This window comes from Comamonas sp. w2-DMI (assembly GCF_040187735.1).
Classification (GTDB): domain Bacteria; phylum Pseudomonadota; class Gammaproteobacteria; order Burkholderiales; family Burkholderiaceae_C; genus Comamonas; species Comamonas terrae.
On sequence record NZ_JBANEL010000001.1, the window covers coordinates 250,837 to 276,949 of the forward strand.

The 26,113-nt window shown below is 65.5% G+C and carries 30 protein-coding genes and 1 pseudogene; all 31 read left to right on the forward strand.

Annotated elements, in window-relative coordinates:
- Positions 1 to 7 precede the first annotated feature (7 nt).
- On the forward strand, positions 8 to 1,378 hold the full coding sequence (locus V8Z74_RS01045; protein WP_349707477.1) for a PelD GGDEF domain-containing protein: 1,371 nt from the start codon (positions 8 to 10) through the stop codon (positions 1,376 to 1,378).
- Complete coding sequence (locus V8Z74_RS01050; RefSeq protein ID WP_349707478.1) at positions 1,371 to 2,390, forward strand: tetratricopeptide repeat protein; 1,020 nt, start codon at positions 1,371 to 1,373, stop codon at positions 2,388 to 2,390. Before V8Z74_RS01045 ends, V8Z74_RS01050 begins: the two co-directional genes overlap by 8 nt.
- Positions 2,387 to 3,934, forward strand: coding sequence for a GT4 family glycosyltransferase PelF (pelF, locus tag V8Z74_RS01055; protein ID WP_349707480.1), 1,548 nt, complete (start codon positions 2,387 to 2,389; stop codon positions 3,932 to 3,934). Before V8Z74_RS01050 ends, pelF begins: the two co-directional genes overlap by 4 nt.
- Complete coding sequence (gene pelG, locus V8Z74_RS01060) at positions 3,934 to 5,307, forward strand: exopolysaccharide Pel transporter PelG (RefSeq protein WP_349707481.1); 1,374 nt, start codon at positions 3,934 to 3,936, stop codon at positions 5,305 to 5,307. Before pelF ends, pelG begins: the two co-directional genes overlap by 1 nt.
- A gap of 182 nt (positions 5,308 to 5,489) precedes the next feature.
- Positions 5,490 to 6,297, forward strand: a pseudogene (locus tag V8Z74_RS01065) (amino acid ABC transporter substrate-binding protein).
- A gap of 199 nt (positions 6,298 to 6,496) precedes the next feature.
- Positions 6,497 to 7,150: an amino acid ABC transporter permease gene (locus V8Z74_RS01070; RefSeq protein WP_066473552.1), complete on the forward strand. Its 654-nt coding sequence runs from the start codon at positions 6,497 to 6,499 to the stop codon at positions 7,148 to 7,150.
- Between the two features lie 19 nt (positions 7,151 to 7,169).
- Complete coding sequence (locus V8Z74_RS01075; RefSeq protein ID WP_502879423.1) at positions 7,170 to 7,922, forward strand: amino acid ABC transporter ATP-binding protein; 753 nt, start codon at positions 7,170 to 7,172, stop codon at positions 7,920 to 7,922.
- Positions 7,923 to 8,142: 220 nt separating this feature from the next.
- The gene (locus V8Z74_RS01080) at positions 8,143 to 8,967 is read left to right on the forward strand and encodes an ABC transporter ATP-binding protein (RefSeq protein ID WP_349707483.1); all 825 of its coding nucleotides are present in this window, start codon (positions 8,143 to 8,145) and stop codon (positions 8,965 to 8,967) included.
- Entirely contained in the window at positions 8,964 to 9,746 is a 783-nt protein-coding gene (gene mlaE / locus V8Z74_RS01085) for a lipid asymmetry maintenance ABC transporter permease subunit MlaE (protein WP_066473542.1), read from the forward strand. Before V8Z74_RS01080 ends, mlaE begins: the two co-directional genes overlap by 4 nt.
- Positions 9,747 to 9,776: 30 nt before the next feature.
- Positions 9,777 to 10,277, forward strand: a complete 501-nt coding sequence (gene mlaD, locus V8Z74_RS01090; protein WP_066473539.1) for an outer membrane lipid asymmetry maintenance protein MlaD — start codon at positions 9,777 to 9,779, stop codon at positions 10,275 to 10,277.
- On the forward strand, positions 10,274 to 11,056 hold the full coding sequence (locus V8Z74_RS01095) for an MlaA family lipoprotein (RefSeq protein ID WP_066473529.1): 783 nt from the start codon (positions 10,274 to 10,276) through the stop codon (positions 11,054 to 11,056). Before mlaD ends, V8Z74_RS01095 begins: the two co-directional genes overlap by 4 nt.
- Positions 11,057 to 11,129: 73 nt before the next feature.
- Complete coding sequence (locus tag V8Z74_RS01100; protein ID WP_349707485.1) at positions 11,130 to 11,768, forward strand: MlaC/ttg2D family ABC transporter substrate-binding protein; 639 nt, start codon at positions 11,130 to 11,132, stop codon at positions 11,766 to 11,768.
- A gap of 26 nt (positions 11,769 to 11,794) precedes the next feature.
- A complete protein-coding gene (locus tag V8Z74_RS01105; protein WP_066473525.1) occupies positions 11,795 to 12,088 on the forward strand; it encodes an STAS domain-containing protein in 294 nt (97 codons plus the stop codon).
- 90 nt (positions 12,089 to 12,178) lie between these two features.
- Positions 12,179 to 13,105 carry an ABC transporter ATP-binding protein gene (locus tag V8Z74_RS01110; protein ID WP_066474031.1) on the forward strand — a complete coding sequence of 309 codons (927 nt, stop codon included), beginning with the start codon at positions 12,179 to 12,181 and terminating at the stop codon, positions 13,103 to 13,105.
- Positions 13,102 to 13,857, forward strand: coding sequence for an ABC transporter permease (locus tag V8Z74_RS01115; protein WP_066473516.1), 756 nt, complete (start codon positions 13,102 to 13,104; stop codon positions 13,855 to 13,857). Before V8Z74_RS01110 ends, V8Z74_RS01115 begins: the two co-directional genes overlap by 4 nt.
- Before the next feature lie 77 nt (positions 13,858 to 13,934).
- Complete coding sequence (locus V8Z74_RS01120; RefSeq protein WP_066473513.1) at positions 13,935 to 14,174, forward strand: BolA family protein; 240 nt, start codon at positions 13,935 to 13,937, stop codon at positions 14,172 to 14,174.
- 84 nt (positions 14,175 to 14,258) lie between these two features.
- On the forward strand, positions 14,259 to 15,530 hold the full coding sequence (murA, locus tag V8Z74_RS01125) for a UDP-N-acetylglucosamine 1-carboxyvinyltransferase (RefSeq protein ID WP_349707488.1): 1,272 nt from the start codon (positions 14,259 to 14,261) through the stop codon (positions 15,528 to 15,530).
- Positions 15,527 to 16,189 (forward strand): ATP phosphoribosyltransferase, encoded by a 663-nt coding sequence (gene hisG, locus V8Z74_RS01130; RefSeq protein WP_066473507.1) that lies wholly within the window; start codon positions 15,527 to 15,529, stop codon positions 16,187 to 16,189. The genes murA and hisG overlap by 4 nt, the downstream gene beginning before the upstream one ends.
- 33 nt (positions 16,190 to 16,222) lie before the next feature.
- Positions 16,223 to 17,539, forward strand: coding sequence for a histidinol dehydrogenase (gene hisD, locus V8Z74_RS01135; protein ID WP_349707490.1), 1,317 nt, complete (start codon positions 16,223 to 16,225; stop codon positions 17,537 to 17,539).
- Positions 17,540 to 17,733: 194 nt separating this feature from the next.
- Complete coding sequence (locus V8Z74_RS01140) at positions 17,734 to 18,594, forward strand: hypothetical protein (protein WP_349707492.1); 861 nt, start codon at positions 17,734 to 17,736, stop codon at positions 18,592 to 18,594.
- 125 nt (positions 18,595 to 18,719) lie between these two features.
- Positions 18,720 to 19,007, forward strand: a complete 288-nt coding sequence (locus tag V8Z74_RS01145; protein WP_066474029.1) for a DUF6364 family protein — start codon at positions 18,720 to 18,722, stop codon at positions 19,005 to 19,007.
- Positions 19,004 to 19,453, forward strand: a complete 450-nt coding sequence (locus V8Z74_RS01150) for a PIN domain-containing protein (protein ID WP_245633299.1) — start codon at positions 19,004 to 19,006, stop codon at positions 19,451 to 19,453. Before V8Z74_RS01145 ends, V8Z74_RS01150 begins: the two co-directional genes overlap by 4 nt.
- Positions 19,454 to 19,503: 50 nt before the next feature.
- The gene (gene hisC / locus V8Z74_RS01155; RefSeq protein ID WP_066473496.1) at positions 19,504 to 20,622 is read left to right on the forward strand and encodes a histidinol-phosphate transaminase; all 1,119 of its coding nucleotides are present in this window, start codon (positions 19,504 to 19,506) and stop codon (positions 20,620 to 20,622) included.
- Positions 20,619 to 21,242 (forward strand): imidazoleglycerol-phosphate dehydratase HisB, encoded by a 624-nt coding sequence (gene hisB / locus V8Z74_RS01160; RefSeq protein WP_066473491.1) that lies wholly within the window; start codon positions 20,619 to 20,621, stop codon positions 21,240 to 21,242. Before hisC ends, hisB begins: the two co-directional genes overlap by 4 nt.
- Before the next feature lie 81 nt (positions 21,243 to 21,323).
- Complete coding sequence (gene hisH / locus V8Z74_RS01165; protein WP_349707494.1) at positions 21,324 to 22,001, forward strand: imidazole glycerol phosphate synthase subunit HisH; 678 nt, start codon at positions 21,324 to 21,326, stop codon at positions 21,999 to 22,001.
- A gap of 84 nt (positions 22,002 to 22,085) precedes the next feature.
- Entirely contained in the window at positions 22,086 to 22,829 is a 744-nt protein-coding gene (gene hisA / locus V8Z74_RS01170) for a 1-(5-phosphoribosyl)-5-[(5-phosphoribosylamino)methylideneamino]imidazole-4-carboxamide isomerase (protein ID WP_066473485.1), read from the forward strand.
- Positions 22,822 to 23,697: a D-hexose-6-phosphate mutarotase gene (locus V8Z74_RS01175; protein ID WP_349707496.1), complete on the forward strand. Its 876-nt coding sequence runs from the start codon at positions 22,822 to 22,824 to the stop codon at positions 23,695 to 23,697. The genes hisA and V8Z74_RS01175 overlap by 8 nt, the downstream gene beginning before the upstream one ends.
- 40 nt (positions 23,698 to 23,737) lie before the next feature.
- Positions 23,738 to 24,538: an imidazole glycerol phosphate synthase subunit HisF gene (gene hisF / locus V8Z74_RS01180; protein WP_349707498.1), complete on the forward strand. Its 801-nt coding sequence runs from the start codon at positions 23,738 to 23,740 to the stop codon at positions 24,536 to 24,538.
- A gap of 102 nt (positions 24,539 to 24,640) precedes the next feature.
- The gene (hisI, locus tag V8Z74_RS01185) at positions 24,641 to 25,030 is read left to right on the forward strand and encodes a phosphoribosyl-AMP cyclohydrolase (protein WP_066473477.1); all 390 of its coding nucleotides are present in this window, start codon (positions 24,641 to 24,643) and stop codon (positions 25,028 to 25,030) included.
- Between the two features lie 135 nt (positions 25,031 to 25,165).
- Positions 25,166 to 25,561: a phosphoribosyl-ATP diphosphatase gene (locus tag V8Z74_RS01190; RefSeq protein WP_066473465.1), complete on the forward strand. Its 396-nt coding sequence runs from the start codon at positions 25,166 to 25,168 to the stop codon at positions 25,559 to 25,561.
- Positions 25,558 to 25,953, forward strand: coding sequence for a DUF4870 family protein (locus V8Z74_RS01195; protein ID WP_066473460.1), 396 nt, complete (start codon positions 25,558 to 25,560; stop codon positions 25,951 to 25,953). The genes V8Z74_RS01190 and V8Z74_RS01195 overlap by 4 nt, the downstream gene beginning before the upstream one ends.
- Positions 25,954 to 26,113: the final 160 nt, after the last annotated feature.

A 26,113-nucleotide genomic window follows, 5' to 3' on the forward strand; every position in this document is an offset into this window, starting at 1 on the left:
TCCAGCCATGCAAGCTCACGCCACGACCCCCTCAGCCATTTCGTCGGATTCCGTGCGCCGGGCAGGCATTGCCGCGGAATTCAGAAGCTCGCCTCTCGGCCTGCTCGCGCAAACCAGCGAAAGGCCCGGGATCGTCGTGGCCGAGACCTTGCTGCTGCCCTTGCTGGCCTTGTTGATCGGCTATGTGTTCAGCCGCAGCGATCCCTTGTGGGTGCATGACGAGTTTCCCTGGTCCTGGCTGGCGCCGATGGTGGTGGCTCTGCGCTATGGACCGATCGCCGGGTTGTCTGCGGCAGGTGTGCTGCTGATGGGCTGGCTGGGCTTCAACTGGGATGATCTGAGCCGCTTTCCCCAGAAATACTTCCTGGGTGGCTTGATCATCATCATGGTGGTGGGTGAGATTTCCAGCCTCTGGCGTGCGCGCATCCGGCGCGCGCGCACTGCGCAGTTCTACACGGACCAGCGCACCGAGCAGCTCATCCGCCAGCATTATCTGCTGCGTCTGTCGCACGACCGCCTGGAGCAGGAACTCATTGGCCGCCCCGTATCGATGCGCGATGCCATCAATGTGCTCAGCGGCCTGCAGGGCGGGCCAGGCGATGCGCAAAGCCTGCTCAATCTTCTGGCTCAGTTTTGCCAGATCAGCGTGGCCAGCCTGATTCCTGTGCACAACGGCGTGCCCGAATCCCGGGCCATCGCCCAGCTTGGCGGTGCCAGCGAAGTCCAGCCTCACGATCCGCTGGTCCGCCAGACCCTGGATACCCAAGTTCTGTCGCATATCTCCCAGGGCTTGGCAAACACTCAGCAAACCCGCTATCTGGTGGTTGCTCCGATGCTGGACCTGAGCGGCGAGCTCTATGGCCTGTTGCTGGTCGAGGAAATGCCTTTCTTCGCATTGCAGGAGGAGACTCTTCAAACCATCAATCTGCTGCTGGGCTATTACACGGACAGCATCGCGGCCAACCAGCTTGCACGCCCGCTGTTGCAGGCATTCCCCAAATGCCCTCCGTCTTTCGCATTCGAGCTGCAGCGAATGGAGCATGTCAATCGCAGCGCGCGCCTGAGCAGCGTGATCGTGGTGCTGGAACTTTCTCCGCAAGCAGTGCAAAGCCAGATGGCGCAGCAATTGATGCGTCTGGAGCGCATGCTGGACCGTTCCTGGCTGATCGAGGCAGCGGGAAAGCAATGGCTGGCCATTCTCATGCCGCTGGGAACCGAGGCGACGGCCGAGGGATATCTGGATCGCATCGAAAACTGGCTGAGCCAGCGCGGCACGGATTCCTTGGGGGCCGCTGGAATTTTTCCGCACACCATCTTGCTGGACCGGCGTTCGGCCTCCAGCATTTTGGAGCAGCTTGACAGGATGACCCATGATTAACTTCAAGCTGGCACTGTCTGCGCTGGTGGCGGAGACCGCCTCCTGGAGCAGCCTGTGGCTGCTGCGCAGCCATTCGGATGCTGCGCTGCTGGGTTATCTGGCCGCCCACGCTCTGGCCAGCGGCCTGCTGGCGCTATGCCTTGCGCCGTTCCTGGGAGCCTCGGCTGGATCGAGGCGCCAGCGGCTGGCTCTGGTCGCGTTGATGGCCTTGATCTCCTATGCCGTGCCCGTGGCCGGATTCATCGGCTCGGTCATTGCCACCATTGCGCTGAGCCGCCAGAGAGGGGCGCATGCCGGCAAGAAATTTTCCATGCTGTCCTTGCCCGATTTCGATCCCCACCAGCAATCGGGCAGCGGCCGCCGGCAGGCCGGCCTGCAATCCTTTCTGATGAACCAGGCCGTTCCCGTTGCATCGCGTATGCGCGCGCTGGCGGCATTGAGTCATGTGTCGGGCCGCACGGCGTCGCCGATGCTGCGTGCAGCGCTTGGTGACTCCAGCGATGATGTACGGCTGCTTGCCTACAGCTTGCTGGATGGCAAGGAGCGTCAGCTCAGCCAAGCCATTCATGAGGAGCGGCAGAAGCTCGAGCGCGCGCAAGCGCTTGAGGGCGACCAATTGGGGCCCCAGGGAGTGCAGGCCGCCTGGGCGCTGTCCGATCTCTACTGGGAGCTGATCTACCAGGAAGCGGCGCAGGGCGATGTGCGGGACCATGCAACGGCCCAGTCGCTGCATTTTTGCCGCCTTGTGCTGGCCCGGCGTCCGGACAGCGTGCTCCTGGTACTGCGGCAGGGGCGGTTGCTGCATATGCAGGGGCAGGATGACGAGGCATTGACCTGCTATGAGCGTGCCCTGGCTCTGGGCCTGCCGCCCGCACGTGTCGTTCCTTATCAGGCCGAGCTGCTGTTCGGGCAGCGCCGGTTTGGCGAGGTGCAGGAACGCATGCGTTCACTCGATATGCAGCAGGCCTTGCCGCGACTGCGCCCCAGCATCCAATACTGGAGTGCCTCATGAATGCCTACCCTACTGCTGCGAAAGCCGATATTGCGCTGCTCCTCGAAGGAACCTTTCCTTATGTCAGCGGCGGCGTTTCGAGCTGGGTCCATCAAATCCTGCTGGCCTATCCGCAATACCGGTTCGCCATCGTCTTCATCGGCAGCCGTCGCGAAGACTATGGGGAGTTCCGTTACGAGCTGCCTGCCAATGTGGTGCATTTCGAGGAGCATTTTCTCTACGATTCGCCAGGCCACAAGGGACAGCCCGAGCCGCGGCATGGCAGGCCCGAGGCACTGGACAAAGTCAGCGCGCTGTTGCGGGCGCTGGAAGCCCGGGATGACAGCCCGCAAGGCCGGCAAGAGGTGCTCGCGGCCATGCGTGCCGTGGCGCAGGAATTGCTTCCCGGGGGACAACTGCCTCTCGAGGATTTCCTGTACAGCCAGCAGGCCTGGGACCTCATCCGGGACAGCTATCGCCGCCATTGCACCGATCCGTCTTTCGTCGATTTCTTCTGGACGGTGCGCATCATGCTGCAGCCTCTGTGGGTGCTGGCGCGTATTGCCCATGGGCTGATACCGGTGCGTGTGCTGCATACGGTCTCTACGGGCTATGCAGGCTTCCTGGGAGGGATGCTGCACCATCTGCGCGGTTTGCCCCTGGTGTTGTCCGAGCACGGCATCTACACCAAGGAGAGGCAGATCGATCTGCTCAAGAGCCAGTGGATCCGCGACAACCGCAATATCTTTCAGCGGGATCCCATGGAAGTGTCTTTCTTCCGGCAGATGTGGATCAAGTTCTTCGAGTGGCTGGGACGCTTTTGCTACGACGCAGCGGATCCCATCATTGCACTGTTCGAGGCCAATCGCCTGCGCCAGGTGGCCGATGGCGCACCGGCCGCGCGCACGCTCAACATTCCCAACGGCATCCGGCTCGAGCGCTTTGCGCCTTTGCGTGCACAGCGTCCGGCGTTGACGCCGCCGGTGCTGTGCCTGATCGGCCGCGTGGTACCGATCAAGGACGTCAAGACCTTCATCCGCGCCATGCGTCGCGTGGCCAATCATCTGCCTCAGGCCCAGGCCTGGATTGCCGGCCCGATGACCGAGGATCCGGCCTATGCCCAGGAGTGCCGCAATCTGGTCGACAGCCTGGGCCTGCAGTCGCAAGTGCGCTTCATGGGCATGCAGAAGGTGGATGACCTGCTGCCGCGCGTCGGCGTGGTCGTGCTTTCCTCCATCAGCGAGGCCTTGCCCCTGGTCGTACTCGAAGCGCAGGCCGCGGGCGTGCCCGTGGTGAGCACCGATGTAGGGTCCTGCCGCCAGCTCATCGAGGGCCTGAAGCCTGAGGACAGGGCGCTGGGAGCCTGTGGCCGTGTGGTCGGCATAGCGGACCCGGAGGCGCTGGCCGATGCCGCCCTGGAACTGCTGCAGTCGCAGCAGGCCTGGCAGAGAGCCAGCGCCGCGGGAATTGCACGCGTGGAGCGCTATTACACCGACCACCTGCTGTTCAACCACTACCGGCAGGTCTATGACAAGGCCCTGCAACGTTCTGAGGAATACCACTGATGGCCGGCATTGGATTTGAACTGCGCCACCTGCTGCGCAAGAACACGCTGACCAGCGTGCTCCAGGCCTATGCCTATGCAGGCGTGATTGGCTCGGGCCCCTGGGTGTTTTCCATCATCGGCATCCTGCTGGTCGGGGTGTTCAGCATCAGCGTCGTGGCGCCGCCGTTGCTGGTGACGCAGTTCCAGACCTCGGTGACTTATCTCGTGGCCTGCAGCCTGATCCTGACCGGCGCGGCGCAACTGGCCTTCACACGTTTTGTGTCGGACCGCCTGTTCCTCAAGCAGGATGAAACCATCCTGCCCAATCTGCATGGACTGCTGTTTCTCGTGGTGGCCTGCGCTTGCGCCGCCGGCACGCTGGCGCTCTTTGTGGCGCTGCCGGGGCAGAGCCTGCTGTATCGGGTGTTGATGCTGGCGGGCTTCACGTTGATGTGCATGGTCTGGATATTGACCGTGCTGCTGTCCGGTCTCAAGCACTACAAGTCCATTGCGGCATTGTTCGGCGTCACCTATGTGCTGATCGTGGTCCTGTCCCTGCCGCTGCGCCGCTGGGGCCTGGAAGGGCTGCTGGGCAGCTTCGTGCTCGGTCACATTCTGTTGGCTGCGGGCATGTGGTTCATCGTGCTGCGCAGTTTTCCGCTGAAGCAGCACTGGATCGCTTTCGACTTCATGCAGCGTTCACAGATCTTTCCGGTGCTGATTGCCGTTGGAGTGCTCTACAACGTCGGCATCTGGATCGACAAGTTCATGTTCTGGTATTTCCCGCCGACTTCGCAGCAAATCATCGGTGGATTGCGGGCTTCGCTGATCTATGACCTGCCCGTGTTCCTTTCCTACCTGTCCATCATTCCCGGCATGGCGGTCTTTCTGGTGCGTATCGAGACCGACTTCGTCGAGTACTACGACAAGTTCTTCGACGCGGTCCGCGGGGGCGGATCGCTCGAGTACATCGAATCCATGCGCAATGAAATGGTCTATGCGATTCAGGCGGGATTGGGTGAAATCGCCAAGGTGCAGACGCTGGCCGTGCTGGTGACTTTCGTGGCCGGGCCTGCCATGCTGCAATTGCTGGGCATATCGCAGCTTTACCTGCCGCTGCTCCAGGTCCAGGTGGTCGGCGCGGGCCTGCAGGTGGGCGTGATGGCCGTGCTCAACGTGTTCTTCTATCTCGACGAACGGCGCACGGTGCTCATGCTGTGCGTGCTGATGGTGGCCTTGAACATCGTGTTCACCGGCGTCTCGCTGGCCCTGGGGGCGGCTTTCTACGGCTACGGTTTCTGCCTGGCCATGCTGGCCACGCTGTGCGTGGGGCTGTCCATGCTGTCGCGCGACCTGAACCGGCTGGAGTACAAGACCTTCATGCTGCAATAGCCGCGCAAGAGGTCGAGGGGCAAGGTTTTGCCACGCAAGGTGACAGCATTCGCCCGTCTGCGCGACAATAGCGGATTTGGCGCCGACAGCAAGCCCGATTCAGGCCGGCTTTTTTGCCACCCGTACCGGGGCTGCGTTCCTTGTCTGGCGCCCTCGCTTTTCCCACTTCAAGCTTTGACGCCATGAAAAAACGTACCCTCTTGGCCACGGTGGCCCTGACTGCATTGCTGGCTGCCTGCGGCAAGAACGAGCCTGCATCGAACACCGCTGCAGCCCCGGCTCCCGCTCCGGCCGCAGCCGCCAAGCTGGTGGTGGGCCTGGACGATAACTTCCCCCCCCATGGGCTTCCGTGACGACAAGAACGAAATCGTCGGCTTCGACATCGACATGGCCAAGGAAGCCGCCAAGCGCGCCGGCCTGGAAGTGGAATTCAAGCCCATCGACTGGAATGCCAAGGAAGCCGAACTGCTGGGCAAGCGCGTGGATGCGCTGTGGAACGGCCTGACCATTCTGGAAGCCCGCAAGGAAAAGATCCTGTTCTCCGATCCCTACATGGTCAACAAGCAGATCATCATCGTGAAGGCCGGCTCGCCCATCAAGACCAAGGCCGACATGGCCGGCAAGATCGTGGGCGCCCAGGAAGGCTCCAGCGCCGTGACCGCCCTGGAAAAGGACAAGGAACTGTCCTCGCAGTTCAAGGAAACCAAGCTCTACGGCGACAACATCGCCGCGCTGATGGACCTGGATGCCGGCCGCCTGGACACCGTGGTGGTGGACGAGGTGGTGGGGCGCTACTACGTGAACAAGAAGCCCGAGAACTATGCCGTGCTGGCCGAGGACTTCGGCACCGAGGACTACGGCGTGGGCTTCCGCAAGGACGACGAAGCCACCCGCAACAAGATCAACGATGCTCTGAGCGCCATGAAGAAGGACGGCAAGGCCGCCGAGATCGCCAACAAGTGGTTTGGCGCCGACGTGATCAAGCACTGAGCCTGAGCGCTGGTGAAGCACCGGCAATGCCCTGCATTGCCGGTTTTTTTGTCGCCGGGCTGCCCCGGGGCAAAAGGCGTTTCCTCTGGGGCAGCAGCCGCACGGAATGGGCAAGCGTGCGGCCGGTTTCTGCTTTGCAATGACAATGCGTGCCTGTGGCGGCTCTGGATGGTCGGGGCGCCACACCGAAGGCCATTCGATGGAATATGTAATCTCGCTCTTGGGGCCCATGACAGCCGGGGCTCTGGTCACCCTCAAGCTGTTCTTCATCACGCTGGTGCTCTCCATTCCCATGGGGCTGGCGCTGGCGCTGATGCGCATCTCCCGCATCAAGCCGCTAAGCTCCCTGGTGGGCGCCTATATCTGGCTGATGCGCGGCACGCCGCTGATGCTGCAGCTGCTGTTCGTCTATTTCGCGCTGCCGTTCGTGCCGGTGATCGGCGTGCGCCTGCCCGACTTTCCCGCCGCCGTGGTGGCGTTCGCGCTCAATTACGCGGCATATTTCGCCGAGATCTTCCGCGCCGGCATCAAGTCCATCGACCGCGGCCAGTATGAGGGTGCCAAGGTGCTGGGCATGACCTATGCGCAGACCATGCGCCGCATCGTGCTGCCCCAGATGTGGGCCCGCATCCTGCCGCCCGTGAGCAACGAGACCATCACGCTGGTCAAGGACACCTCGCTGATCTACGTGCTGGCGCTCAACGACCTGCTGCGCGTGGCGCGCGGCGTGGTGCAGCGCGACTTCACGTTCACGCCGTTCATCGTGGCCGGCGGCTTCTATCTGGGCATGACGCTGGTGCTGACCTGGGTCTTCCAACATCTCGAGAACCGCCATGCCAAATACGATGCGTGATACCGCCAAGTCCGAAGTCATGATCTCCGCGCAGGGCATTCACAAGAGCTTCGGCCATGTCTCGGTGCTGCGCGGCGTGTCGCTCACGCTCACGCGCGGCGAGGTGGTGGCCATCATCGGGCCCTCGGGCTCGGGCAAGAGCACTTTCCTGCGCTGCCTCAACCACCTGGAGACCATCGACCGCGGCACCATCGTCATCGAGGGCGAGGTGCTGGCCCGCAGCGAAGGCGAGGGCAAGGCCCAATACGTGAGCGAAGCCGAGATCCGCAAGATCGGCCGCAAGATGGGCATGGTGTTCCAGTCCTTCAACCTGTTCCCGCACATGACGGTGCTGGAGAACATCATCGAGGCGCCGCTCGTCGTCAAGGGCATGAAGCGCGAGGAAATCATTCCCAAGGCCGAAAAGCTGCTGGCCAAGGTAGGTCTGTCGGCCAAGCGCGACGCCTACCCCAACCATCTCTCGGGCGGCCAGAAGCAGCGCGTGGCGATTGCGCGCGCGCTGGCCATGGAGCCGGACATCCTGCTGTTTGACGAGCCCACCTCGGCGCTGGACCCGGAACTGACGGGCGAGGTGCTGCGCACCATGCGCGAGCTGGCTGACGAGCACATGACCATGCTGGTGGTGACGCACGAGATGGGCTTTGCGCGCGAGGTGGCCAACCGCGTCATCTTCATGGACGGCGGCGACATCGTGGAGCAGGGCCCGTCGGAAGCTTTTTTTGCAGCGCCGCAACACGAACGCACCAAGGCATTTCTGCACAACATGCTCTGAGGTGGGCCTGTAATACCGGCTTGTTTCCGTAAAAAATCGGGCGTAAACCCATGCAAGGCAAGCGTTTGCAGCTACTGAAAGCGTAGTTGCCATGCCTTGCGTACAATGGCGCTCTTTAAAGAAACATGCATGAATGTATGTTCCTTTGGCGACCGGACTGCCTGCGCCTGCAGCGCTCCCGGCACAATACGCGTCTCACTCCATCGACCACGCCCGCTGCATGTCACTCAATGCCTCTCTTGTGCAACTGCGCAACGTCACCTTCGGCTATGGCGAACGTGTCATCCTGCGCGACCTGTCCCTGCAGGTGCCGCGCGGCAAGGTCACGGCGCTGATGGGAGCCTCGGGCGGCGGCAAAACCACGGTGCTGCGCCTGATCGGCGGCCAGAACCGCGCCCAGCAGGGCGAGGTGCTGTTCGACGGCCAGGATGTCACGCAGATGGATGCGCAGCAGTTGTACACGGCGCGCCGGCGCATGGGCATGCTATTCCAGTTCGGTGCACTGTTCACCGACATGAGCGTGTTCGACAACGTGGCCTTTCCGCTGCGCGAGCATACCGACCTGCCTGAAGAGCTGATCCGCGACATCGTGCTCATGAAGCTGCATGCCGTGGGCCTGCGCGGCGCGCGCGACCTGATGCCCAGCGAGGTCTCGGGCGGCATGGCCCGCCGCGTGGCGCTGGCACGCGCGATTGCGCTGGATCCCGAACTCATCATGTACGACGAGCCCTTTGCAGGGCTGGACCCCATCTCCCTGGGCACGGCCGCCCAGCTGATCCGCCAGCTCAACGATGCCATGGGCCTGACTTCCATCCTGGTCTCCCACGATGTGGAGGAAACCTTCCATGTGGCCGACCACGTGGTGATTCTGGGCAACGGCGGCGTGGCGGCGCAAGGCACGCCCGACGAAGTGCGCGCCAGCTCCGATCCTCTGGTGCAGCAGTTCATCCATGCCCGGCCCACGGGGCCGGTGCCGTTCCACTATCCCGGTGCCAGTGCCGAAGAAGACTTCGGCCTGCCCGCCAACCGCCGGAGGCGCGCATGAATCCCCTGCATCCCGCGCGCATCGGTGCGGCCGTGCGCCAGCAGCTGACCAATGTCGGCTCGGGCACCCGACTGTTCATGCGCCTGCTGGCGCTCATGGGGCCGGCGCTCAGGCGCCCGCGCCTGATTGGCGACCAGATCCACTTCCTCGGCAATTATTCGCTGGCCATCATCGGCGTCTCGGGCCTGTTCGTGGGCTTTGTGCTGGGCCTGCAGGGCTATTACACATTGCAGCGCTACGGTTCGGCCGAGGCGCTGGGCCTGCTGGTGGCCCTGTCGCTGGTGCGCGAACTCGGCCCCGTGGTCACGGCCCTGCTGTTCGCCGGCCGTGCCGGCACGGCGCTGACGGCCGAGATCGGCCTGATGAAGGCCGGTGAGCAACTGTCGGCCATGGAAATGATGGCCGTCGATCCGGTCCGGCGCATCCTGGCGCCGCGCTTCTGGGCGGGACTGGTCACGCTGCCGCTGCTGGCTGCCGTCTTCAGCGCCGTGGGCGTAATCGGCGGCTGGCTGGTCGGCGTGGTGCTGATCGGCGTCGACGGCGGCGCGTTCTGGGGCCAGATGCAGCAGGGCGTGGATTGGTGGTACGACCTGGGCAACGGCGTGCTCAAGAGCTTTGTGTTCGGCATTGCCGTCACCTTCATCGCCCTGCTTGAAGGCTATGCCGCCAAGCCGACACCCGAAGGTGTGTCGCGTGCCACCACGCGCACCGTGGTCGTGGCTTCGCTCACGGTGCTGGGGCTGGACTTCCTGCTCACGGCCACCATGTTCAGCGTCTGAGCGGGCGCATCGGACAAGAGGTAAAAAATCATGCAGCAAAACAAAAGTGATGTCTGGGTTGGCCTGTTCGTGCTCATCGGCGCGGCGGCCCTGGTGTTCCTGGCCCTGCAGTCGGCCAATCTGCTGAGCCTGAACTTCCAGAAGACCTATACGGTGACGGCGCGCTTCGACAATATCGGCGGCCTCAAGCCCAAGGCCGCGGTCAAGAGCGCCGGCGTGGTCGTGGGGCGCGTGGAGTCCATCACCTTCGACGACCAGACCTTCCAGGCCAACGTGGCCATGAACATGGAATCGCGCTACCTGTTCCCCAAGGACAGCTCGCTCAAGATACTGACCAGCGGCCTGCTCGGCGACCAGTACATCGGCATCGAGGCCGGCGCCAGCGAGGAAAATTTGAAGGCCGGCGACCGCGTGACCGCGACACAGTCGGCCGTTGTGCTGGAAAATCTGATTGGCCAGTTCCTGTACGGCAAGGCCGAGCAGGGCAGCGGCGGCAATGCCGCCGGCGCTGGCGCAGGAGGTAAGGAATGATGACCACAACACGCCCACGAACACCGGCGCTGCGCAGCGGCGCGCTGGCTGCAGGCCTGGCTGCCGCTGCTCTGCTGTCCGGCTGCGCCACGACCACGAGCGGCCCCGCCAACCCGGCCGATCCCTACGAGTCCTTCAACCGCAGCATCTATTCCTTCAACGAAGGCGTGGACAAGGCGGTGTTCAAGCCCGTGGCCACGGCCTACAAGACCGTGACCCCCCGCCTGGCACGCGAAGGCGTGACCAATTTCTTCGACAACCTGGGCGATGCCTGGTCGTTCGTGAACAACCTGCTGCAGGGCCAGGGCGAGGGCGCCTACAACTCCGTGGTGCGCTTCACGGTCAACACGGTGTTCGGCATCGGCGGCCTGTTCGACGTGGCCAGCGAGGCCGGCATCGAGCGCCGCAAGCAGGACTTCGGCCAGACGCTGGGCCGCTGGGGCGTGCCGACCGGCCCGTACCTGGTGCTGCCGTTCTGGGGGCCGTCCACGGTGCGCGATACCGCCGGCCTGGCGGTGGACGCTTATGGCTATCCGGTCACCCATGTCGAGGATGTTCCAGTGCGCAACAGCCTGTACGGCCTGCGCTTCGTCAACACCCGGGCCAACTACCTGCAGGCCGGCGACACGCTGGACGCCGTGGCGCTGGACAAGTACAGCCTGACCCGCGATGTCTATCTGCGCTCACGCATCGGCGGCGCCGCGTCCGGCGGCGATGGCCGCCTCGAGAACTACGATGACGACGACAATGCGGGCAAGCTGCCGCCCGAAGGCCAGTGAGCACAGCCAGTTACAAAATATGGAAAAAAGGCGCGCCGGTTGCGATGACACTGGCGGGCCTATGGAGAAAGCAATGAAGATCACCCGTCGCATGTGGGGCATGGCCGCTGGCGCCTTGCTGGCCTTGAACCTCGGTCTGCCGGCCGCGGCATCCGCGCAGGAGGCGCCGGACGCCCTGGTCAAGCGCGTGTCCACCGACGTGCTCGACACCATCAAGAAGGACCCGGCGCTGCGCGGCGGCGATACCGCCAAGGTCAACGCGCTGGTCAACGAGAAGGTCATGCCCTATGTGGACTTTCGCCGCATGACCTCGGCCGCCGTGGGCCCGGCCTGGCGCCAGGCCACGCCCGAGCAGCGCCAGCGCCTGCAGGACGAATTCAAGGCCCTGCTGGTGCGCACCTATTCGGGCGCGCTGTCGCAGGTGGTGGACCAGACGATTACCGTCAAGCCCCTGCGCATGGCCGCCGGTGATACCGACGTGCTGGTGCGCACCCAGGTCAACGGCCGCGGCGACCCCGTGCAGCTGGACTTCCGCCTGGAAAAGCAGGCCGACGGCTGGAAACTCTACAACTTCAACGTGCTGGGCGTGTGGCTGGTGGAAACCTACCGCAACCAGTTCGCCCAGGAAATCAATGCCAACGGCATCGACGGCCTGATCAAGACGCTGGCTTCCCGCAGCTCCATGCCGGTCACGCCGGCAGCGGCCAAGTAAGCTCCAGCAACGCAGGTCCAGCCGCCATGCCCCAAGCATCCGCCTCCCCGCTGCAGCTGCCGCAGGAGCTGACCTACCGGCAGGCCCGAGACTGCCTGCTGCGCCTGCGCCCGCAGGTGGCCGAATTCCCCGGCCAGCAGGTGCCCGTGGATGCCAGCGCGGTCCAGACCTTCGATTCCTCCGCGCTGGCCGTGCTGCTGGCCTGCCGGCGCGCGGCGCTGGAGGCCGGCAAGCAGCTGGCCGTGATCGGCCTGCCCCAGGGCCTGCAATCCATGGCGGCGCTGTACGGGGTGGACGGCCTGCTGCCCCGGCACGGCTGAGGCGGCGCATCCGGCATCCGGGCCGGTTTCTGCGGCCCGATTTCCATGCGTCTGCAGCCGGGATGGGCAAGCCCTAGAATGGCGGCTCCCATGTCCGCAGTCTCATTCCAATCCGTCTCCAAGACCTACCGTACCCCCAAGGGGGATTTCCAGGCGCTCAAGCAGGTGAGCCTGGATATCGAGGAAGGTGAATTCTTCGGCCTGCTCGGCCCCAACGGCGCGGGCAAGACCACGCTCATCAGCATTCTCGCGGGGCTGTCCCAGGCTTCCGGCGGGCGCGTGCTGGTGCAGGGCAGCGACGTGCAGGCCAATTTCGCCGAGGCGCGGCGCAAGCTCGGCATCGTGCCCCAGGAGCTGGTGTTCGACCCCTTCTTCAGCGTGCGCGAGGCGCTGCGCTTCCAGTCCGGCTACTTCGGCGTCCGGCACAACGATGCCTGGATCGACGAACTGCTCGACAGCCTGGGGCTGGCCGACAAGGCCAATGCCAACATGCGCCAGCTCTCTGGCGGCATGAAGCGCCGCGTGCTCGTGGCCCAGGCCCTGGTGCACAAGCCGCCCATCATCGTGCTCGACGAACCCACGGCCGGCGTGGACGTGGAGCTGCGCCAGACACTGTGGCATTTCATCGCCAAGCTCAACAAGCAGGGGCACACGGTGCTGCTGACCACCCATTACCTCGAAGAGGCCGAAGCCCTGTGCAGCCGCGTGGCCATGCTCAAGCAAGGCCGGATCGTCAAGCTCTCGCCCATGAGCGAGCTGCTCAAGTCGGCGTCCAGCAACGTGCTGCAGTTCAAGACCGACAGCGCCCTGCCGGCCGGCGTGGCCCAGCGGGCGCGCGTGACGGGCCGCATCGTGCAGGTGCCCGCGGCCGATGCCGCCGATGTGGAAAAGCTGCTGGCCGCGCTGCGCGAAGGCGGCGTGACGCCCGAGGATGTGGAAATCCGCCGCGCCGACCTGGAGGATGTGTTCATCCACATCATGAACGAGGCGGCAGTGAAGCAGGGAGGTGCGGCATGAACGGCTGGCAGACCCTGCTCAAGAAGGAAGTGCTGCGCTTCTGGAAGGTCAGCTTCCAGACCGTGGCCGCGCCCGTGCTCACGGCCGTGCTGTACCTGCTGGTTTTCGGCCATGTGCTCGAAGGCCGCGTCATGGTCTACGACCGCATCAGCTACACGGCCTTTCTGATTCCCGGCCTGGTGATGATGAGCATGCTGCAGAACGCGTTCGCCAACAGCTCGTCCAGCCTGGTGCAGAGCAAGATCATGGGCTCGCTGGTGTTCGTGCTGCTCACGCCGCTGTCGCACTGGGCCTGGTTCACGGCCTATGTGGGCGCCTCGGTGCTGCGCGGCCTGCTCGTGGGCCTGGGCGTGTTCGTGGTCACGCTGTTCTTTGCCGTGCCGGACTTCGCGGCGCCGCTGTGGATCCTGGTGTTCGGCTTCCTGGGCTGTGCGCTCATGGGCACGCTGGGCCTGATCGCCGGCCTGTGGGCCGAGAAGTTCGACCAGATGGCGGCTTTCCAGAACTTCCTGATCATGCCGCTGACCTTTCTGTCCGGCGTGTTCTATTCCGTGCATTCGCTGCCCGCTTTTTGGCAAGCTGTCAGCCATATCAATCCGTTCTTCTACATGATTGACGGTTTCCGCTACGGATTCTTCGGCCAGAGCGATGTCTCGCCCTGGATCAGCGTGGGCATCGTGGGCGCGGCATGGCTGGCCGTGAGCGCGCTGGCCGTGCATTTGCTGCGCATTGGCTACAAGATCCGCAACTGATTTCATCCCGGATGCACGGCGGCCTGCGGGACAATGACCGGTTCCGCCAGCTGTGCGCCCCAAGGCTTTCCCCACCCATGACCGCAGACCAACTCAAAGAAATCATCAGCGCAGGCCTGCCTTGCGAGCATCTTGCGCTGGAGGGCGACGGCCGGCACTGGTTTGCCACCATCGTCTCGGCCAGCTTCGAAGGCCAGCGCCTGGTGCAGCGCCAGCGCCTGGTCTATGCCACCCTGGGCAACCGCATGGCCACCGACGAGGTCCATGCCCTGTCCATGAAGACCTTCACGCCCGCCGAGTGGGCGAATCAGGCCTGATCTCCATTTTTGATAGCTGCCTGCGCTGGATATATCTGCGTTTGCGGCTGATTTGTCTCTTTTTCCGAATCAAGGCCACAAGCCATGGACAAACTTCTGATTCGCGGTGAGCGCCGCCTGCAGGGCGAGGTCATCATTTCCGGCGCCAAGAACGCCGCCCTGCCCGAGATGTGCGCAGCGCTGCTCACTTCCGAGCCCGTGCACCTGCACAACGTGCCCCGCCTGCACGACGTGGCCACCATGCGCCGCCTGCTTGACAACATGGGCGTGCACACCGAAACCCATGGCGAGCGCGGCGGCATGTCCTTCCAGGCTCCCGACAGCCTGAATCCCGAGGCGCCCTACGAGCTGGTCAAGACCATGCGCGCCTCCGTGCTGGCCCTGGGGCCGCTGCTGGCACGCTTCGGCCGTGCCAAGGTCTCGTTGCCCGGCGGCTGCGCCATCGGCTCGCGCCCGGTGGACCAGCACATCAAGGGCCTGCAGGCCATGGGTGCCATCATCACCGTCGAGCATGGCTACATGCACGCCAGCCTGCCCGAAGGCGCCCGGCGCCTCAAGGGTGCGCGCATCACCACCGACATGGTCACGGTGACCGGCACCGAGAACTTCCTGATGGCGGCCTGCCTGGCCGAGGGCGAGACCGTGCTCGAGAACGCCGCCATGGAGCCCGAGATCACCGATCTGGCCGAAATGCTGATCAAGATGGGCGCCCGGATCACGGGCCACGGCACCAGCCGCATCGTCATCCAGGGCGTGGACAGGCTGAGCGGCTGCGAGCATGAAGTCGTGGCCGACCGCATCGAAGCCGGCACCTTTTTGTGCGCCGTGGCGGCCACGGGCGGCGAGGCCCTGCTGCGCCATGCGCGCGCCGACCATCTGGGCGCCGTGATCGACAAGCTCAAGGAAGCCGGCGTGGACGTGGCATGCGAAGGCAACGGCCTGCGCGTGCGCTCCAGCGGCAAGCTCAAGGCCCAGAGCTTCCGCACCACCGAATACCCGGGCTTTCCCACCGACATGCAGGCCCAGTTCATGGCGCTGAATCTGGTGGCCGAAGGCACCAGCGTGGTGACCGAGACGATTTTTGAAAACCGCTTCATGCACGTCAACGAGATGCTGCGCCTGGGCGCGCACATCACCACCGACGGGCGCGTGGCCACCATCGAAGGCGGCAGGCGCCTGACCGGCGCCACCGTGATGGCCACCGACCTGCGCGCCTCGGCCAGCCTGGTGATTGCCGGCCTGGTGGCCAGCGGCGAGACCCTGGTGGACCGCATCTACCACCTGGACCGCGGCTACGACCGCATGGAAGACAAGCTGCGCAGCCTGGGCGCCGACATCGAGAGGGTTTCCGCATGAGCACCGCAACGCCTGTGACCATTGCCCTGTCCAAGGGACGCATCTTCGAGGAAACCGTGCCCCTGCTGGCCGCCGCCGGCATCGTGGTGACCGAGGATGTGGAAAAGTCGCGCAAGCTGATCTTCGACACCAGCCAGAGCGACGTGCGCGTGGTGCTGGTGCGTGCCTCCGACGTGCCCGTGTACGTGCAGTACGGCGGCGCGGACCTGGGCGTGTCGGGCCTGGACTCGCTGATCGAGCATGGCGGCCAGGGCCTGTACCAGCCGCTGGACCTGCAGATCGCCAAGTGCCGCGTCAGCGTGGCCGTGCGCAAGGGCTTCGACTACGAGCGTGCCGTCAAGCAGGGCGCGCGCCTGCGCATCGCCACCAAGTACCCCGAGATCGCGCGCAACTTCTTTGCCGCCAAGGGCGTGCACGTGGACATGGTCAAGCTCTACGGCTCCATGGAGCTGGCGCCGCTGACCGGCATGGCCGACGCCATCGTCGACCTGGTCTCCACGGGCAACACGCTCAAGGCCAACGACCTGGTCGAGGTCGAGCCCATCATGGACATCAGCTCGCGCCTGGTGGTCAACCAGGCTTCGCTCAAGCTCAAGCAGGCGCCGCTGCGCCACATCATCGATGCGTTCGCCGCCGCCGTGGCCGCAAAAAATAGCTGATCCGACAACCGATCTTTCTTCCTGGTGAATCCTATGGAATTCGTAGCTGCTCCCGCCCGCCTGTCAACCGCCGACGCCACATTCGAGCATGATTTTGCGCAGCGTCTGCACTGGTCGGCCGACACGGATGCGGCCATCGAGCAGCGCGTGGCCGACATCCTGGCCGACGTGCAGCAGCGCGGCGATGCGGCGGTGCTCGAATACACGGCCCGCTTCGACGGCCTGCAGGCCGGCGCCATGGCCGGGCTGGAGCTCAGGCAGGACGAGCTCAAGGCCGCTTTCGACAGCCTGCCCGCCGAGCAGCGCGAAGCCCTCGAATCCGCCGCGCGCCGCGTCAGGAGCTACCACGAGGCGCAGAAGAAGGCCAATGGCGAAAGCTGGAGCTACCGCGACGAGGACGGCACGCTGCTGGGCCAGAAGGTCACGCCGCTGGACCGCGTGGGCATCTACGTGCCCGGCGGCAAGGCCGCCTATCCGTCCAGCGTGCTCATGAATGCCATTCCCGCCCATGTGGCCGGGGTGCAGGACATCATCATGGTCGTGCCCACGCCCAGGGGCGAGAAGAACGCACTGGTGCTGGCCGCCGCCTACGTGGCCGGCGTGCACCGGGCCTTCACCATCGGCGGTGCCCAGGCCGTGGCGGCCCTGGCCTACGGCACGGCCACCATTCCCAAGGTGGACAAGATCACGGGGCCCGGCAACGCCTACGTGGCCAGCGCCAAGAAGCGCGTGTTCGGCATCGTGGGCATCGACATGATTGCCGGCCCCAGCGAAATCCTGGTGCTGGCCGACGGCACCACGCCGCCCGAGTGGGTGGCCATGGACCTGTTCAGCCAGGCCGAGCACGACGAGCTGGCCCAGTCCATCCTGCTGTGCCCCGACGCCGCCTATATCGAAGCCGTGCAGCGCGAGATCGACCGCCTGCTGCCCGAGATGCCGCGCCAGGCCATCATCGCCAAGAGCCTCACGGACCGCGGCGCGCTGATCCTGACCCGCGACATGGAAGAGGCCTGTGCCATTTCCAACCGCATCGCCCCCGAACACCTCGAGGTCTCCAGCCGTGATCCGCACCGCTGGGAGCCGCTGCTGCGCCACGCGGGCGCCATCTTCCTGGGGGCCTATACCTCCGAGAGCCTGGGCGACTACTGCGCCGGCCCCAACCACGTGCTGCCCACCAGCGGCACGGCGCGCTTTTCCTCGCCGCTGGGCGTGTACGACTTCCAGAAGCGCTCCAGCCTCATCGAAGTCAGCGAGGCCGGCGCCCAGACCCTGGGCCGCACGGCCGCGGTGCTGGCCTATGGCGAAGGCCTGCAGGGCCACGCCCGCGCCGCCGAAATGCGCCTGAAGTAGGGCGCGCACCGGCGCCCGTATTTGGCAAACCAGCCGTGGCCTGCCCACGGCTTTTTTCATGGCGATGCGCCGGCCGGCGGGAGAGGCGGGCAGGTGGGCGATGCGGCGTCCTTCATCTGCCGATGTTTTCTGACGGCGGCCGTGCCGGATTTGCCCCGACACTCTGGCGGCTGAAACAGACAAGGAGCATCCAGATGAACCAAGCCGAGACATCCCGGCGACTGCGCTGGTGGCAGATGCTGGGCGGGCTGCTGCTGGCCGCCGGCCTGGCTGCCTGCGGCACGCCGCTGCCCTCCCAGGGCGTGGCGGCAGCCCCGGAGACGGCGCCTGCGCCGGCCCCTGCCAGAATGGCGGCGCCGCGCGCGGCCCGGGCAGAATCCACGCTGGGCACGCAATGGGGCGAAGGGCGGGAGTCCAATATCCGGACGGTGGATGCCACGCGCCTGAGCCCCGACCGCCCGCAGGCGGTCTCGCAGCTGCGCTACTCCGATGAGACCAGCATCCGCCGTGCGCTGGGCAGCCGTGTCGACCGCCAGCTCAATGTGCTGCTGGCCGATGGCGAAGTGGAATGGTCGGTGCAGGACGGGCAGGGCAGGCCGCTGCCCATCTTCAGCACGCGCGGCGGCCAGGATTTCCAGGTGGCGGGCCGCAGCGGCGAGCGCTACGAACTGGTCTACACCAACCGCAGCAACCGCTACTACGAGGTCGTGGCCACGGTGGACGGCCTGGATGTACTTTCAGGCCAGCCCGGCAGCGTGCGCAACGATGGCTACCTGCTGCGCCCCGGCGAAACGCTGCGCATCGATGGCTTTCGCAAGAGCCGCAGCGAGGTGGCGGCCTTCCGCTTTGCCGCCAAGGGCCGCGCCTATGCGAACAATACGCCGGCAGGCGATGCGCGCAATGTGGGCGTGATCGGTTCGGCCCTGTTCGAGGTGCGTGTGAACGAGCGCGACGGTGGCGCCCGGCGTCCGCCCGAGGGCGCGGCCGGCCGCCCCCAGGCCTTTCCCGGCGACCCTGCGCGGCCCTATGCGCCGCCGCCGCAATACCGCCGCTGATATCCGATGCTGCAAGGCCCGCATATGCGGGCCTTTTTGCTGCGCAGCCCGAGGGGTACCTGATGGAAGTACTGCCCTGGTTACACGAATTTCGTGTTGCACGAAATTCGTGTACCATGGGTGCCATGAAGAATCTCACCATTACCGTGGAGGACAGCGTGCTCGAGTGGGCGCGCGTGGAAGCTGCGCGGCGCGGCACCAGCGTCTCGCGCATGGTGGGCGATTTCATGGCCGAGATGCAGCGCCGCGAGGACGCCTACGAGCGCGCCTACCTGGCCTGGCGCACCGACGAGCGCAGCTGGCAGGCTCCGCAGGCGCCGGCCGGTGCCGGAGCGGAAAAAACCGTGACGCGCCGTGCTTGCGCCGGTCGTGCCGCCGGCGCAAGCACAGCCCGCACCGGAGCCGCAGCATGAGCGAGATGGCGCCGGTCTTTGTCGACACCTCGGTGCTGATCGCGGCAGAGAACGTGGCCGGCGGCGCGCTGTATGACGCCACGCTGGCCTGGCTGGACGTGCTGTGGCGCACGCGCACCGGCCGCACCGGCAACCAGGCCCTGGTGGAGTTCTACGACCAGGTGACCACGGCGGCCGTGCCCATGCCCCAGGGCGATGCGCGCGCCGCCATCCGCCGCTACCAGACCTGGACGCCCTGGAAGACCGATGCCGCCACGCTGGAGACGGCCTGGGCCGTGCAGGCGCGCCACCAGCTCGCCTTCGGGGACTGCCTGGCCGTGGCCTGCGCCCAGCACAGCGGCTGCAGCCATATGCTGAGCCTGCACCTGCCGCATGGCGCGGAATTCGGCGGCGTGACCGTGGTGCATCCGCTGCACCAGGACGCACCTGCCTTGGACGAGGCCTGAAGCGCGCCCATCCGGCGCCCCCCGCAATTCTGATCGGAAAGCGTGAATCCATGACTGCTCAAGACATCCAAGCCAAAGCCCTGCAACGCATCCGTGCCGACGTGCGCGCCATGCAGGCCTACCATGTGCAGCCCGCGCAGGGCCTGCTCAAGATGGACACGATGGAAAATCCCTACCGCCTGCCGGCCGAGCTGCAGCGCAAGCTGGGCGAGCACCTGGGGGCGCTGGAGATCAACCGCTATCCGGGCGAGCGCCTGGAAGTGCTCAAGCAGATGCTGGCCGAGTATGCCGGGGCGCCCGCGGGCTCGGCCGTGCTGCTGGGCAACGGTTCGGACGAGATCATCACGCTGCTGGCGCTGGCCACGGCCCAGCCCTGCGAAGGCGACCGAGCCAAGATGCTGGCGCCCATGCCCGGCTTTGTGATGTACCCGCTCAGCGCCAAGCTGCAAGGCCTGGATTTTGTTTCGGTCGACCTGACGACGGACTTCGACCTCGACGTGGGGGCCATGCAGGCGGCCATCGCCAGGCACAAGCCCGCCATCACCTACATCGCCTATCCCAACAACCCCACGGCCACGCTGTGGGACGAGGACAAGGTGCAGGCCATCGTCGATGCCGTGGCCCGCACAGGCGGCCTGGTGGTCATGGACGAGGCCTACCAGCCCTTTGCCAGCCGCAGCTGGATCACGCGCATGCGCGACGAACCCGCGCGCAATGCCCATGTGCTGCTGATGCGCACCCTCTCCAAGTTCGGCCTGGCGGGCGCGCGCCTGGGCTATTTGATCGGGCCGGCCGCCATCGTCAACGAGATCGACAAGGTGCGCCCGCCCTACAACATCAGCGTGCTCAACTGCGAAACGGCGATCTTCGCGCTGGAGCACGAAAGCCTGTACGCCGGCCAGGCCGCGGCCATCCGCGCCGAACGCCAGCCGCTGATCAACGCCCTGCGCGCCCTGGACGGCGTGGAGAAGGTCTGGCCCTCGGAGGCCAACATGGTGCTGCTGCGCGTGCGCGACGCAGGCCGCGCCCAGGCCGAGATGAAGGCGCGCGGCGTGCTGGTGAAGAACGTATCGGCCATGCACCCGCTGCTGGTCAACTGCCTGCGCCTGACCGTGGGCACCCGCGAAGAAAACGCCCAGATGCTGGCGGCCTTGAAGGAATCCCTGTGAGCAATATCGTCCCCTCCGTAGCCCAAGACCTGCCGCGCACCGCCGAGGTGCAGCGCAACACGGCCGAGACCCGCGTGCAGGTGCGGGTCAACCTCGACGGCACGGGCAAGGCCCAGCTGCATTCGGGCATCGGCTTTCTCGACCACATGCTGGACCAGATCGCGCGCCACGGCCTGATCGACCTGGACATCCACTGCGAAGGCGATCTGCACATCGACGGCCATCACACGGTGGAGGACATCGGCATCACGCTGGGCCAGGCCTTTGCCAAGGCCATCGGCGACAAGAAGGGCATACGCCGCTACGGCCACGCCTACGTGCCGCTGGACGAAGCCCTGAGCCGCGTGGTCGTCGACTTCTCGGGCCGCCCCGGCCTGCACATGGACGTGAAGTTCACGGCCGGCAGCATCGGCCAGCTGGACACGCAGCTGGTGTTCGAGTTCTTCCAGGGCTTCGTCAACCATGCGGGCGTGACGCTGCACATCGACAACCTCAAGGGCTTCAACGCCCACCACCAGTGCGAGACCATCTTCAAGGCCTTTGCCCGGGCCCTGCGCTTTGCGCTGGAGCATGATCCGCGCATGGCCGGCGTGATTCCCTCGACCAAGGGTGCTCTGTAATCAGGAGCGAACAGCGCCTGGTCATGCTGCATTTCAAAGCGTTTTGAATATCAAACCCGATCTCTACAAGCGGTAGCTGCTATGAGTTTGAAGAACAACACCGTGGCCGTGGTCGACTACGGCATGGGCAATCTGCGCTCGGTCTCGCAGGCCGTGCGCACGGCTGCCGCGGACACCGGCTGGAACGTGGTCGTCACGGCCGATCCCGAGGTCGTGCTGGCCGCCGACCGCGTGGTGCTGCCCGGCCAGGGCGCCATGCCCGACTGCATGCGCGAGCTGCGCGAGGCCCATGGCGGCGGCCTGCAGCAGGCCGTGCTGCACGCGGCGGCCCGCAAGCCGCTGTTCGGCGTCTGCGTGGGCATGCAGATGCTGCTGGACCACAGCGACGAGGGCGATGTCCCCGGCCTGGGCCTGATCCCCGGCCACGTGCGCAAGTTCGACCTCGCGGGCCGCACCCAGGCCGACGGCAGCCGCTTCAAGGTGCCGCAGATGGGCTGGAACCAGGTGTACCAGTCGCAACACTACGGCAGGCCGCATGCGCTGTGGAGCGGCATTCCCGACGGCAGCTTCTACTACTTCGTGCACAGCTTTTATGCGCAGGTGCAACAGGGCGCGCATTGCGCCGCCGAGGCCGACTACGGCGGGCGCTTTGCTTGCGCGGTTGCACGCGATAATATTTTTGCGACCCAGTTCCACCCCGAGAAAAGCGCGGACCAGGGCCTGGCGCTCTTTCGCAACTTCCTGGGCTGGAAGCCCTAGGAGCTGCGCCGCACATCGGCGCCGCCCCGAGTTATTCCTCAACTGGCCATTTCTAGCGGCCTCACTTGATAGCCAACCACCATCATGTTGCTCATCCCCGCCATCGACCTCAAGGACGGCCACTGCGTACGCCTCATCCAGGGTGATATGGACCAATCCACCACGTTCGGCGAAGACCCCGCAGCCATTGCCGCGAAGTGGCTGGATGCCGGCGCGCGCCGCCTGCATCTGGTGGATCTCAACGGAGCGTTCGCGGGCCAGCCCAAGAACCTGGCGGCGATCAAGAGCATCCTCAAGGAAGTGGACGGCGAGATCCCCGTGCAGCTGGGCGGGGGCATCCGCGATCTGGACACCATCGAACGCTACATCGATCTGGGCATCGAATACGTGATCATCGGCACGGCCGCCGTGAAGAACCCCGGTTTCCTGCAGGATGCCTGCAGCGCGTTCGCGGGCCACATCATCGTCGGCCTGGACGCCAAGGACGGCAAGGTGGCCATCGACGGCTGGAGCAAGCTCACGGGCCAGGACGTGATCTCCACCGCCAAGCGCTTCGAGGACTGGGGCGTGGAATCCATCATCTACACCGACATCGGCCGCGACGGCATGCTCAGCGGCATCAACATCGATGCCACGGTCAAGCTGGCGCAGTCGCTCAAGATTCCCGTCATCGCCTCGGGCGGCCTGGCCGGCATGGCCGACATCGAAGCCCTGTGCAAGGTGCAGGACGAAGGCATCGAAGGCGTGATCTGCGGCCGTGCCATCTATACCGGCGACCTCGACCTGGCGGCCGGCCAGGCGCGCGCCGACGAGCTGACCGGTGAGTGATTCCGAAGCCCGCCTGCAGGAATGGCGGGGCCTGCCCGCCATCGGCCTGCGCTTGCCCGGCGGGGACAGCGCGCTGATCGCCCTGCAGGGTGCGCAGGTGCTGTCCTGGATCAGCCGGGGGCAGGAGCGCCTGTTCGTCAGCCCGCGGGCCGCGCACGACGGACACACGCCGATCCGCGGCGGCATTCCGGTCTGCTTTCCGCAGTTCAACCAGCGCGGCCCGCTGGTCAAGCACGGCTTTGCGCGCACCCTGGCCTGGTCCGGCCAGCCCGGGGATGCCAGGCCTGCCGAAGGCGGTGGCCTGCAGATCACGCTGCGCCTGGAAGACAGCGTGGCCACGCGCGCCGTCTGGCCCCATGCTTTCGAGGCGCTGCTGACGGTGGAGCTGCATCCCGGCGCCTTGACCGTGCGCCTGGCCGTGCACAACCGCGGCGCGCAGGACCTGCCGTTCACCGCCGCGCTGCACAGCTATCTGCTGGTGCCCGGCGCCGAGCAGATCGAGCTGCAGGGGCTGGATGGTCTCGTCTATTGGAATGCTGCGGCGGCCGGTGCCGGTGCCGACACGCATCCCGTGCAGACCGGAGCCGTGCGCTTTGGCGTGGAGACCGATCGCGTCTATCCGCGCGCCGCCCAGGCGCTGCGGCTGCAAACTCTGTCATCGCAGCCCTTGCTGCAGATTGCCCAGGATGAAGCCTGGAGCGAGACCGTGGTCTGGAATCCGGGCCCCGAGCTGTGCGCGCGCCTGCCCGACATGGCGCCGGACAGCTGGCAGCACATGCTGTGCGTGGAGGCTGCGGCCATCGACGCGCCCGTGGTCCTGGCGCCCGGCGGACGCTGGCAGGCCGCGCAGCATCTGCGCGCGCTGTGATTTTTCGCCCGTTTTCTGTTGTTGTTCTAGAAGGCTTTCCATGCTGGCCAAACGCATCATCCCCTGCCTCGACGTGACCGGTGGCCGCGTCGTCAAGGGCGTCAACTTCGTGGAGCTGCGCGATGCCGGCGATCCGGTGGAAATCGCGGCCCGCTACAACGCCCAGGGCGCCGACGAACTGACTTTTCTCGACATCACGGCCACCAGCGACGGGCGCGACTTGATCCTGCCCATCATCGAGGCCGTGGCCAGCCAGGTCTTCATTCCGCTCACGGTGGGCGGCGGCGTGCGCACCGTGGAAGACGTGCGCCGCCTGCTCAACGCAGGGGCCGACAAGACCAGCTTCAACTCGGCGGCCATCGCCAACCCCGACGTGATCAACGCGGCCAGCGACAAGTACGGCGCGCAGTGCATCGTGGTGGCGATCGACGCCAAGCGCCGCTCGGCCGAGGATACGCAGCGCATCGGCGCCGATGGCAAGCCCGTGGGCGAGGGCTGGGACGTCTACAGCCACGGCGGGCGCAAGAACACCGGGCTCGATGCCGTGCAATGGGCGATGGAGATGGCGCGCCGCGGCGCGGGCGAGATCCTGCTGACCAGCATGGACCGCGACGGCACCAAGAGCGGGTTCGACCTGCGGCTCACGCGCGCTGTCAGCGACGCCGTGCAGGTACCCGTGATCGCCTCGGGCGGCGTGGGCAATCTGGAGGACCTGGCCGACGGCGTGACCCAGGGCGGCGCCGATGCCGTGCTGGCAGCCAGCATCTTCCACTACGGCGAATACACCGTGCAGCAGGCCAAGGAATGCATGCGCGCACGCGGCATTCCCGTGCGTCTTTAAAAAACATAGCGGCTTGCGCATGAATTGAAGGGATTTCAGATCATCTTGATATGGAATCCATTGGATGAATGGCGCAGGCTGCTCCGGATTCAGGAGTGAACCATGGATTGGCTCGATCAGGTCAAATGGGATGACAAGGGGCTGGTGCCCGTCATCGCGCAGGAGAAGGACACGGGCGACGTGCTGATGTTCGCCTGGATGAACCGCGAGGCATTGCAGAAGACGGCCGAACTGGGCCGCGCCGTCTACTTCAGCCGCTCGCGCGGCAAGCTGTGGTTCAAGGGCGAGGAGTCGGGCCATGTGCAGACCGTGCACGAGCTGCGCATCGACTGCGACAACGACGTCATCCTGCTCAAGGTCACCCAGACCGGCCACGAGCCCGGCATCGCCTGCCACACCGGCCGCCACAGCTGCTTCTACAGCGTGCTCAGGAGTGGCCGATGGACGCCCGTGGAGCCAGTCTTGAAAGATCCGGAAACGATCTATAAGTAACCCCTGAGCGGCCGCGCCGCTTCCCCTTGAAAGGGGACGGCGACTTCGCTGCGGGGCGGCCCTTGCTTGCCGCCTCTGGCATAGGCCGCTTCGATTTGGAATATCGCCACCAGTGCGATGCGTGAAGAGAGATTTATGACCACTTCCGATGCTGTGTCTCAAGATTCCCTGGCCCGGCTGGCTGCCGTGATCGAGAGCCGCAAGCCTGCCAACGGCGGCGATCCCGAGAAAAGCTATGTGGCCCGCCTGCTGCACAAGGGGCCGGACGCCTTTCTCAAGAAGGTGGGAGAGGAAGCCACCGAGGTCGTGATGGCCGCCAAGGATGCGGAGCATGGCGGCGATCCCGGCAAAATCCTTTATGAAGTTGCGGACTTGTGGTTTCACTCCATGATCGCACTGGCCCACTTCGGCCTGACGCCCGCCCAGGTGATCGCCGAGCTGGAGCGCCGCGAAGGCCTGAGCGGCCTCGAGGAAAAGGCCTTGCGCAAGGCCGACGAACGTGCAGCCCAGGAGAAAGGACATGCCTCATGAGCGATAGAGACATCATCGACGTACCCGGCCGGGATGCTGCCCAGATGGAAGGCCTGAAGGCCTGGGGCTGGGTCAGCTACCTGCTGCACCTGGTCGTGGCCGTGGCCGCCGTGGTGCCCAGCGCCCAGCCCAGCATCGTGCTGCTGCTGATCGCGCTGGTCATCGATCTGGTCAAGCGCGACGAAGCACGCGGCACCTGGCAGGAAAGCCACTTTTCCTGGCGCATCCGCAGCGTGGCCTGGGCCGGCATCCTGTACGTGGTCACGCTGCCGCTGTGGCTGCTGTTCTTCGTGCCGGGCTGGATTGCCTGGAGCCTGATCTCCATATGGTTCCTGTACCGCATCGTGCGCGGCATGGTGGCGATGAATGCCCACCGTGCCGTCATGGACTGAGGAGCCGTGCCGCTCCACACCCCAAGCCCCTGCCGTTGCCGGCAGGGGCTTTTTCATGGGCGCCGCTTGCCGCCATTTTGCTGACAGCAGGACGGGCGGACAGGCTCGCCCCTCTTGACGCACCGCGGCTAAGCTGGTGTCCTGTTACAACCTTGACACC

What these genes read in the sequence shown, in the direction of transcription:
- V8Z74_RS01045 (WP_349707477.1), top strand. Translation starts at nt 8, where the DNA reads ATGCAAGCTCACGCCACGACCCCCTCAGCCATTTCGTCGGATTCCGTG.
- V8Z74_RS01050 (WP_349707478.1), top strand. Translation starts at nt 1,371, where the DNA reads ATGATTAACTTCAAGCTGGCACTGTCTGCGCTGGTGGCGGAGACCGCC.
- pelF (WP_349707480.1), top strand. Translation starts at nt 2,387, where the DNA reads ATGAATGCCTACCCTACTGCTGCGAAAGCCGATATTGCGCTGCTCCTC.
- pelG (WP_349707481.1), top strand. Translation starts at nt 3,934, where the DNA reads ATGGCCGGCATTGGATTTGAACTGCGCCACCTGCTGCGCAAGAACACG.
- V8Z74_RS01070 (WP_066473552.1), top strand. Translation starts at nt 6,497, where the DNA reads ATGGAATATGTAATCTCGCTCTTGGGGCCCATGACAGCCGGGGCTCTG.
- V8Z74_RS01075 (WP_502879423.1), top strand. Translation starts at nt 7,170, where the DNA reads ATGATCTCCGCGCAGGGCATTCACAAGAGCTTCGGCCATGTCTCGGTG.
- V8Z74_RS01080 (WP_349707483.1), top strand. Translation starts at nt 8,143, where the DNA reads ATGTCACTCAATGCCTCTCTTGTGCAACTGCGCAACGTCACCTTCGGC.
- mlaE (WP_066473542.1), top strand. Translation starts at nt 8,964, where the DNA reads ATGAATCCCCTGCATCCCGCGCGCATCGGTGCGGCCGTGCGCCAGCAG.
- mlaD (WP_066473539.1), top strand. Translation starts at nt 9,777, where the DNA reads ATGCAGCAAAACAAAAGTGATGTCTGGGTTGGCCTGTTCGTGCTCATC.
- V8Z74_RS01095 (WP_066473529.1), top strand. Translation starts at nt 10,274, where the DNA reads ATGATGACCACAACACGCCCACGAACACCGGCGCTGCGCAGCGGCGCG.
- V8Z74_RS01100 (WP_349707485.1), top strand. Translation starts at nt 11,130, where the DNA reads ATGAAGATCACCCGTCGCATGTGGGGCATGGCCGCTGGCGCCTTGCTG.
- V8Z74_RS01105 (WP_066473525.1), top strand. Translation starts at nt 11,795, where the DNA reads ATGCCCCAAGCATCCGCCTCCCCGCTGCAGCTGCCGCAGGAGCTGACC.
- V8Z74_RS01110 (WP_066474031.1), top strand. Translation starts at nt 12,179, where the DNA reads ATGTCCGCAGTCTCATTCCAATCCGTCTCCAAGACCTACCGTACCCCC.
- V8Z74_RS01115 (WP_066473516.1), top strand. Translation starts at nt 13,102, where the DNA reads ATGAACGGCTGGCAGACCCTGCTCAAGAAGGAAGTGCTGCGCTTCTGG.
- V8Z74_RS01120 (WP_066473513.1), top strand. Translation starts at nt 13,935, where the DNA reads ATGACCGCAGACCAACTCAAAGAAATCATCAGCGCAGGCCTGCCTTGC.
- murA (WP_349707488.1), top strand. Translation starts at nt 14,259, where the DNA reads ATGGACAAACTTCTGATTCGCGGTGAGCGCCGCCTGCAGGGCGAGGTC.
- hisG (WP_066473507.1), top strand. Translation starts at nt 15,527, where the DNA reads ATGAGCACCGCAACGCCTGTGACCATTGCCCTGTCCAAGGGACGCATC.
- hisD (WP_349707490.1), top strand. Translation starts at nt 16,223, where the DNA reads ATGGAATTCGTAGCTGCTCCCGCCCGCCTGTCAACCGCCGACGCCACA.
- V8Z74_RS01140 (WP_349707492.1), top strand. Translation starts at nt 17,734, where the DNA reads ATGAACCAAGCCGAGACATCCCGGCGACTGCGCTGGTGGCAGATGCTG.
- V8Z74_RS01145 (WP_066474029.1), top strand. Translation starts at nt 18,720, where the DNA reads ATGAAGAATCTCACCATTACCGTGGAGGACAGCGTGCTCGAGTGGGCG.
- V8Z74_RS01150 (WP_245633299.1), top strand. Translation starts at nt 19,004, where the DNA reads ATGAGCGAGATGGCGCCGGTCTTTGTCGACACCTCGGTGCTGATCGCG.
- hisC (WP_066473496.1), top strand. Translation starts at nt 19,504, where the DNA reads ATGACTGCTCAAGACATCCAAGCCAAAGCCCTGCAACGCATCCGTGCC.
- hisH (WP_349707494.1), top strand. Translation starts at nt 21,324, where the DNA reads ATGAGTTTGAAGAACAACACCGTGGCCGTGGTCGACTACGGCATGGGC.
- hisA (WP_066473485.1), top strand. Translation starts at nt 22,086, where the DNA reads ATGTTGCTCATCCCCGCCATCGACCTCAAGGACGGCCACTGCGTACGC.
- hisF (WP_349707498.1), top strand. Translation starts at nt 23,738, where the DNA reads ATGCTGGCCAAACGCATCATCCCCTGCCTCGACGTGACCGGTGGCCGC.
- hisI (WP_066473477.1), top strand. Translation starts at nt 24,641, where the DNA reads ATGGATTGGCTCGATCAGGTCAAATGGGATGACAAGGGGCTGGTGCCC.
- V8Z74_RS01190 (WP_066473465.1), top strand. Translation starts at nt 25,166, where the DNA reads ATGACCACTTCCGATGCTGTGTCTCAAGATTCCCTGGCCCGGCTGGCT.
- V8Z74_RS01195 (WP_066473460.1), top strand. Translation starts at nt 25,558, where the DNA reads ATGAGCGATAGAGACATCATCGACGTACCCGGCCGGGATGCTGCCCAG.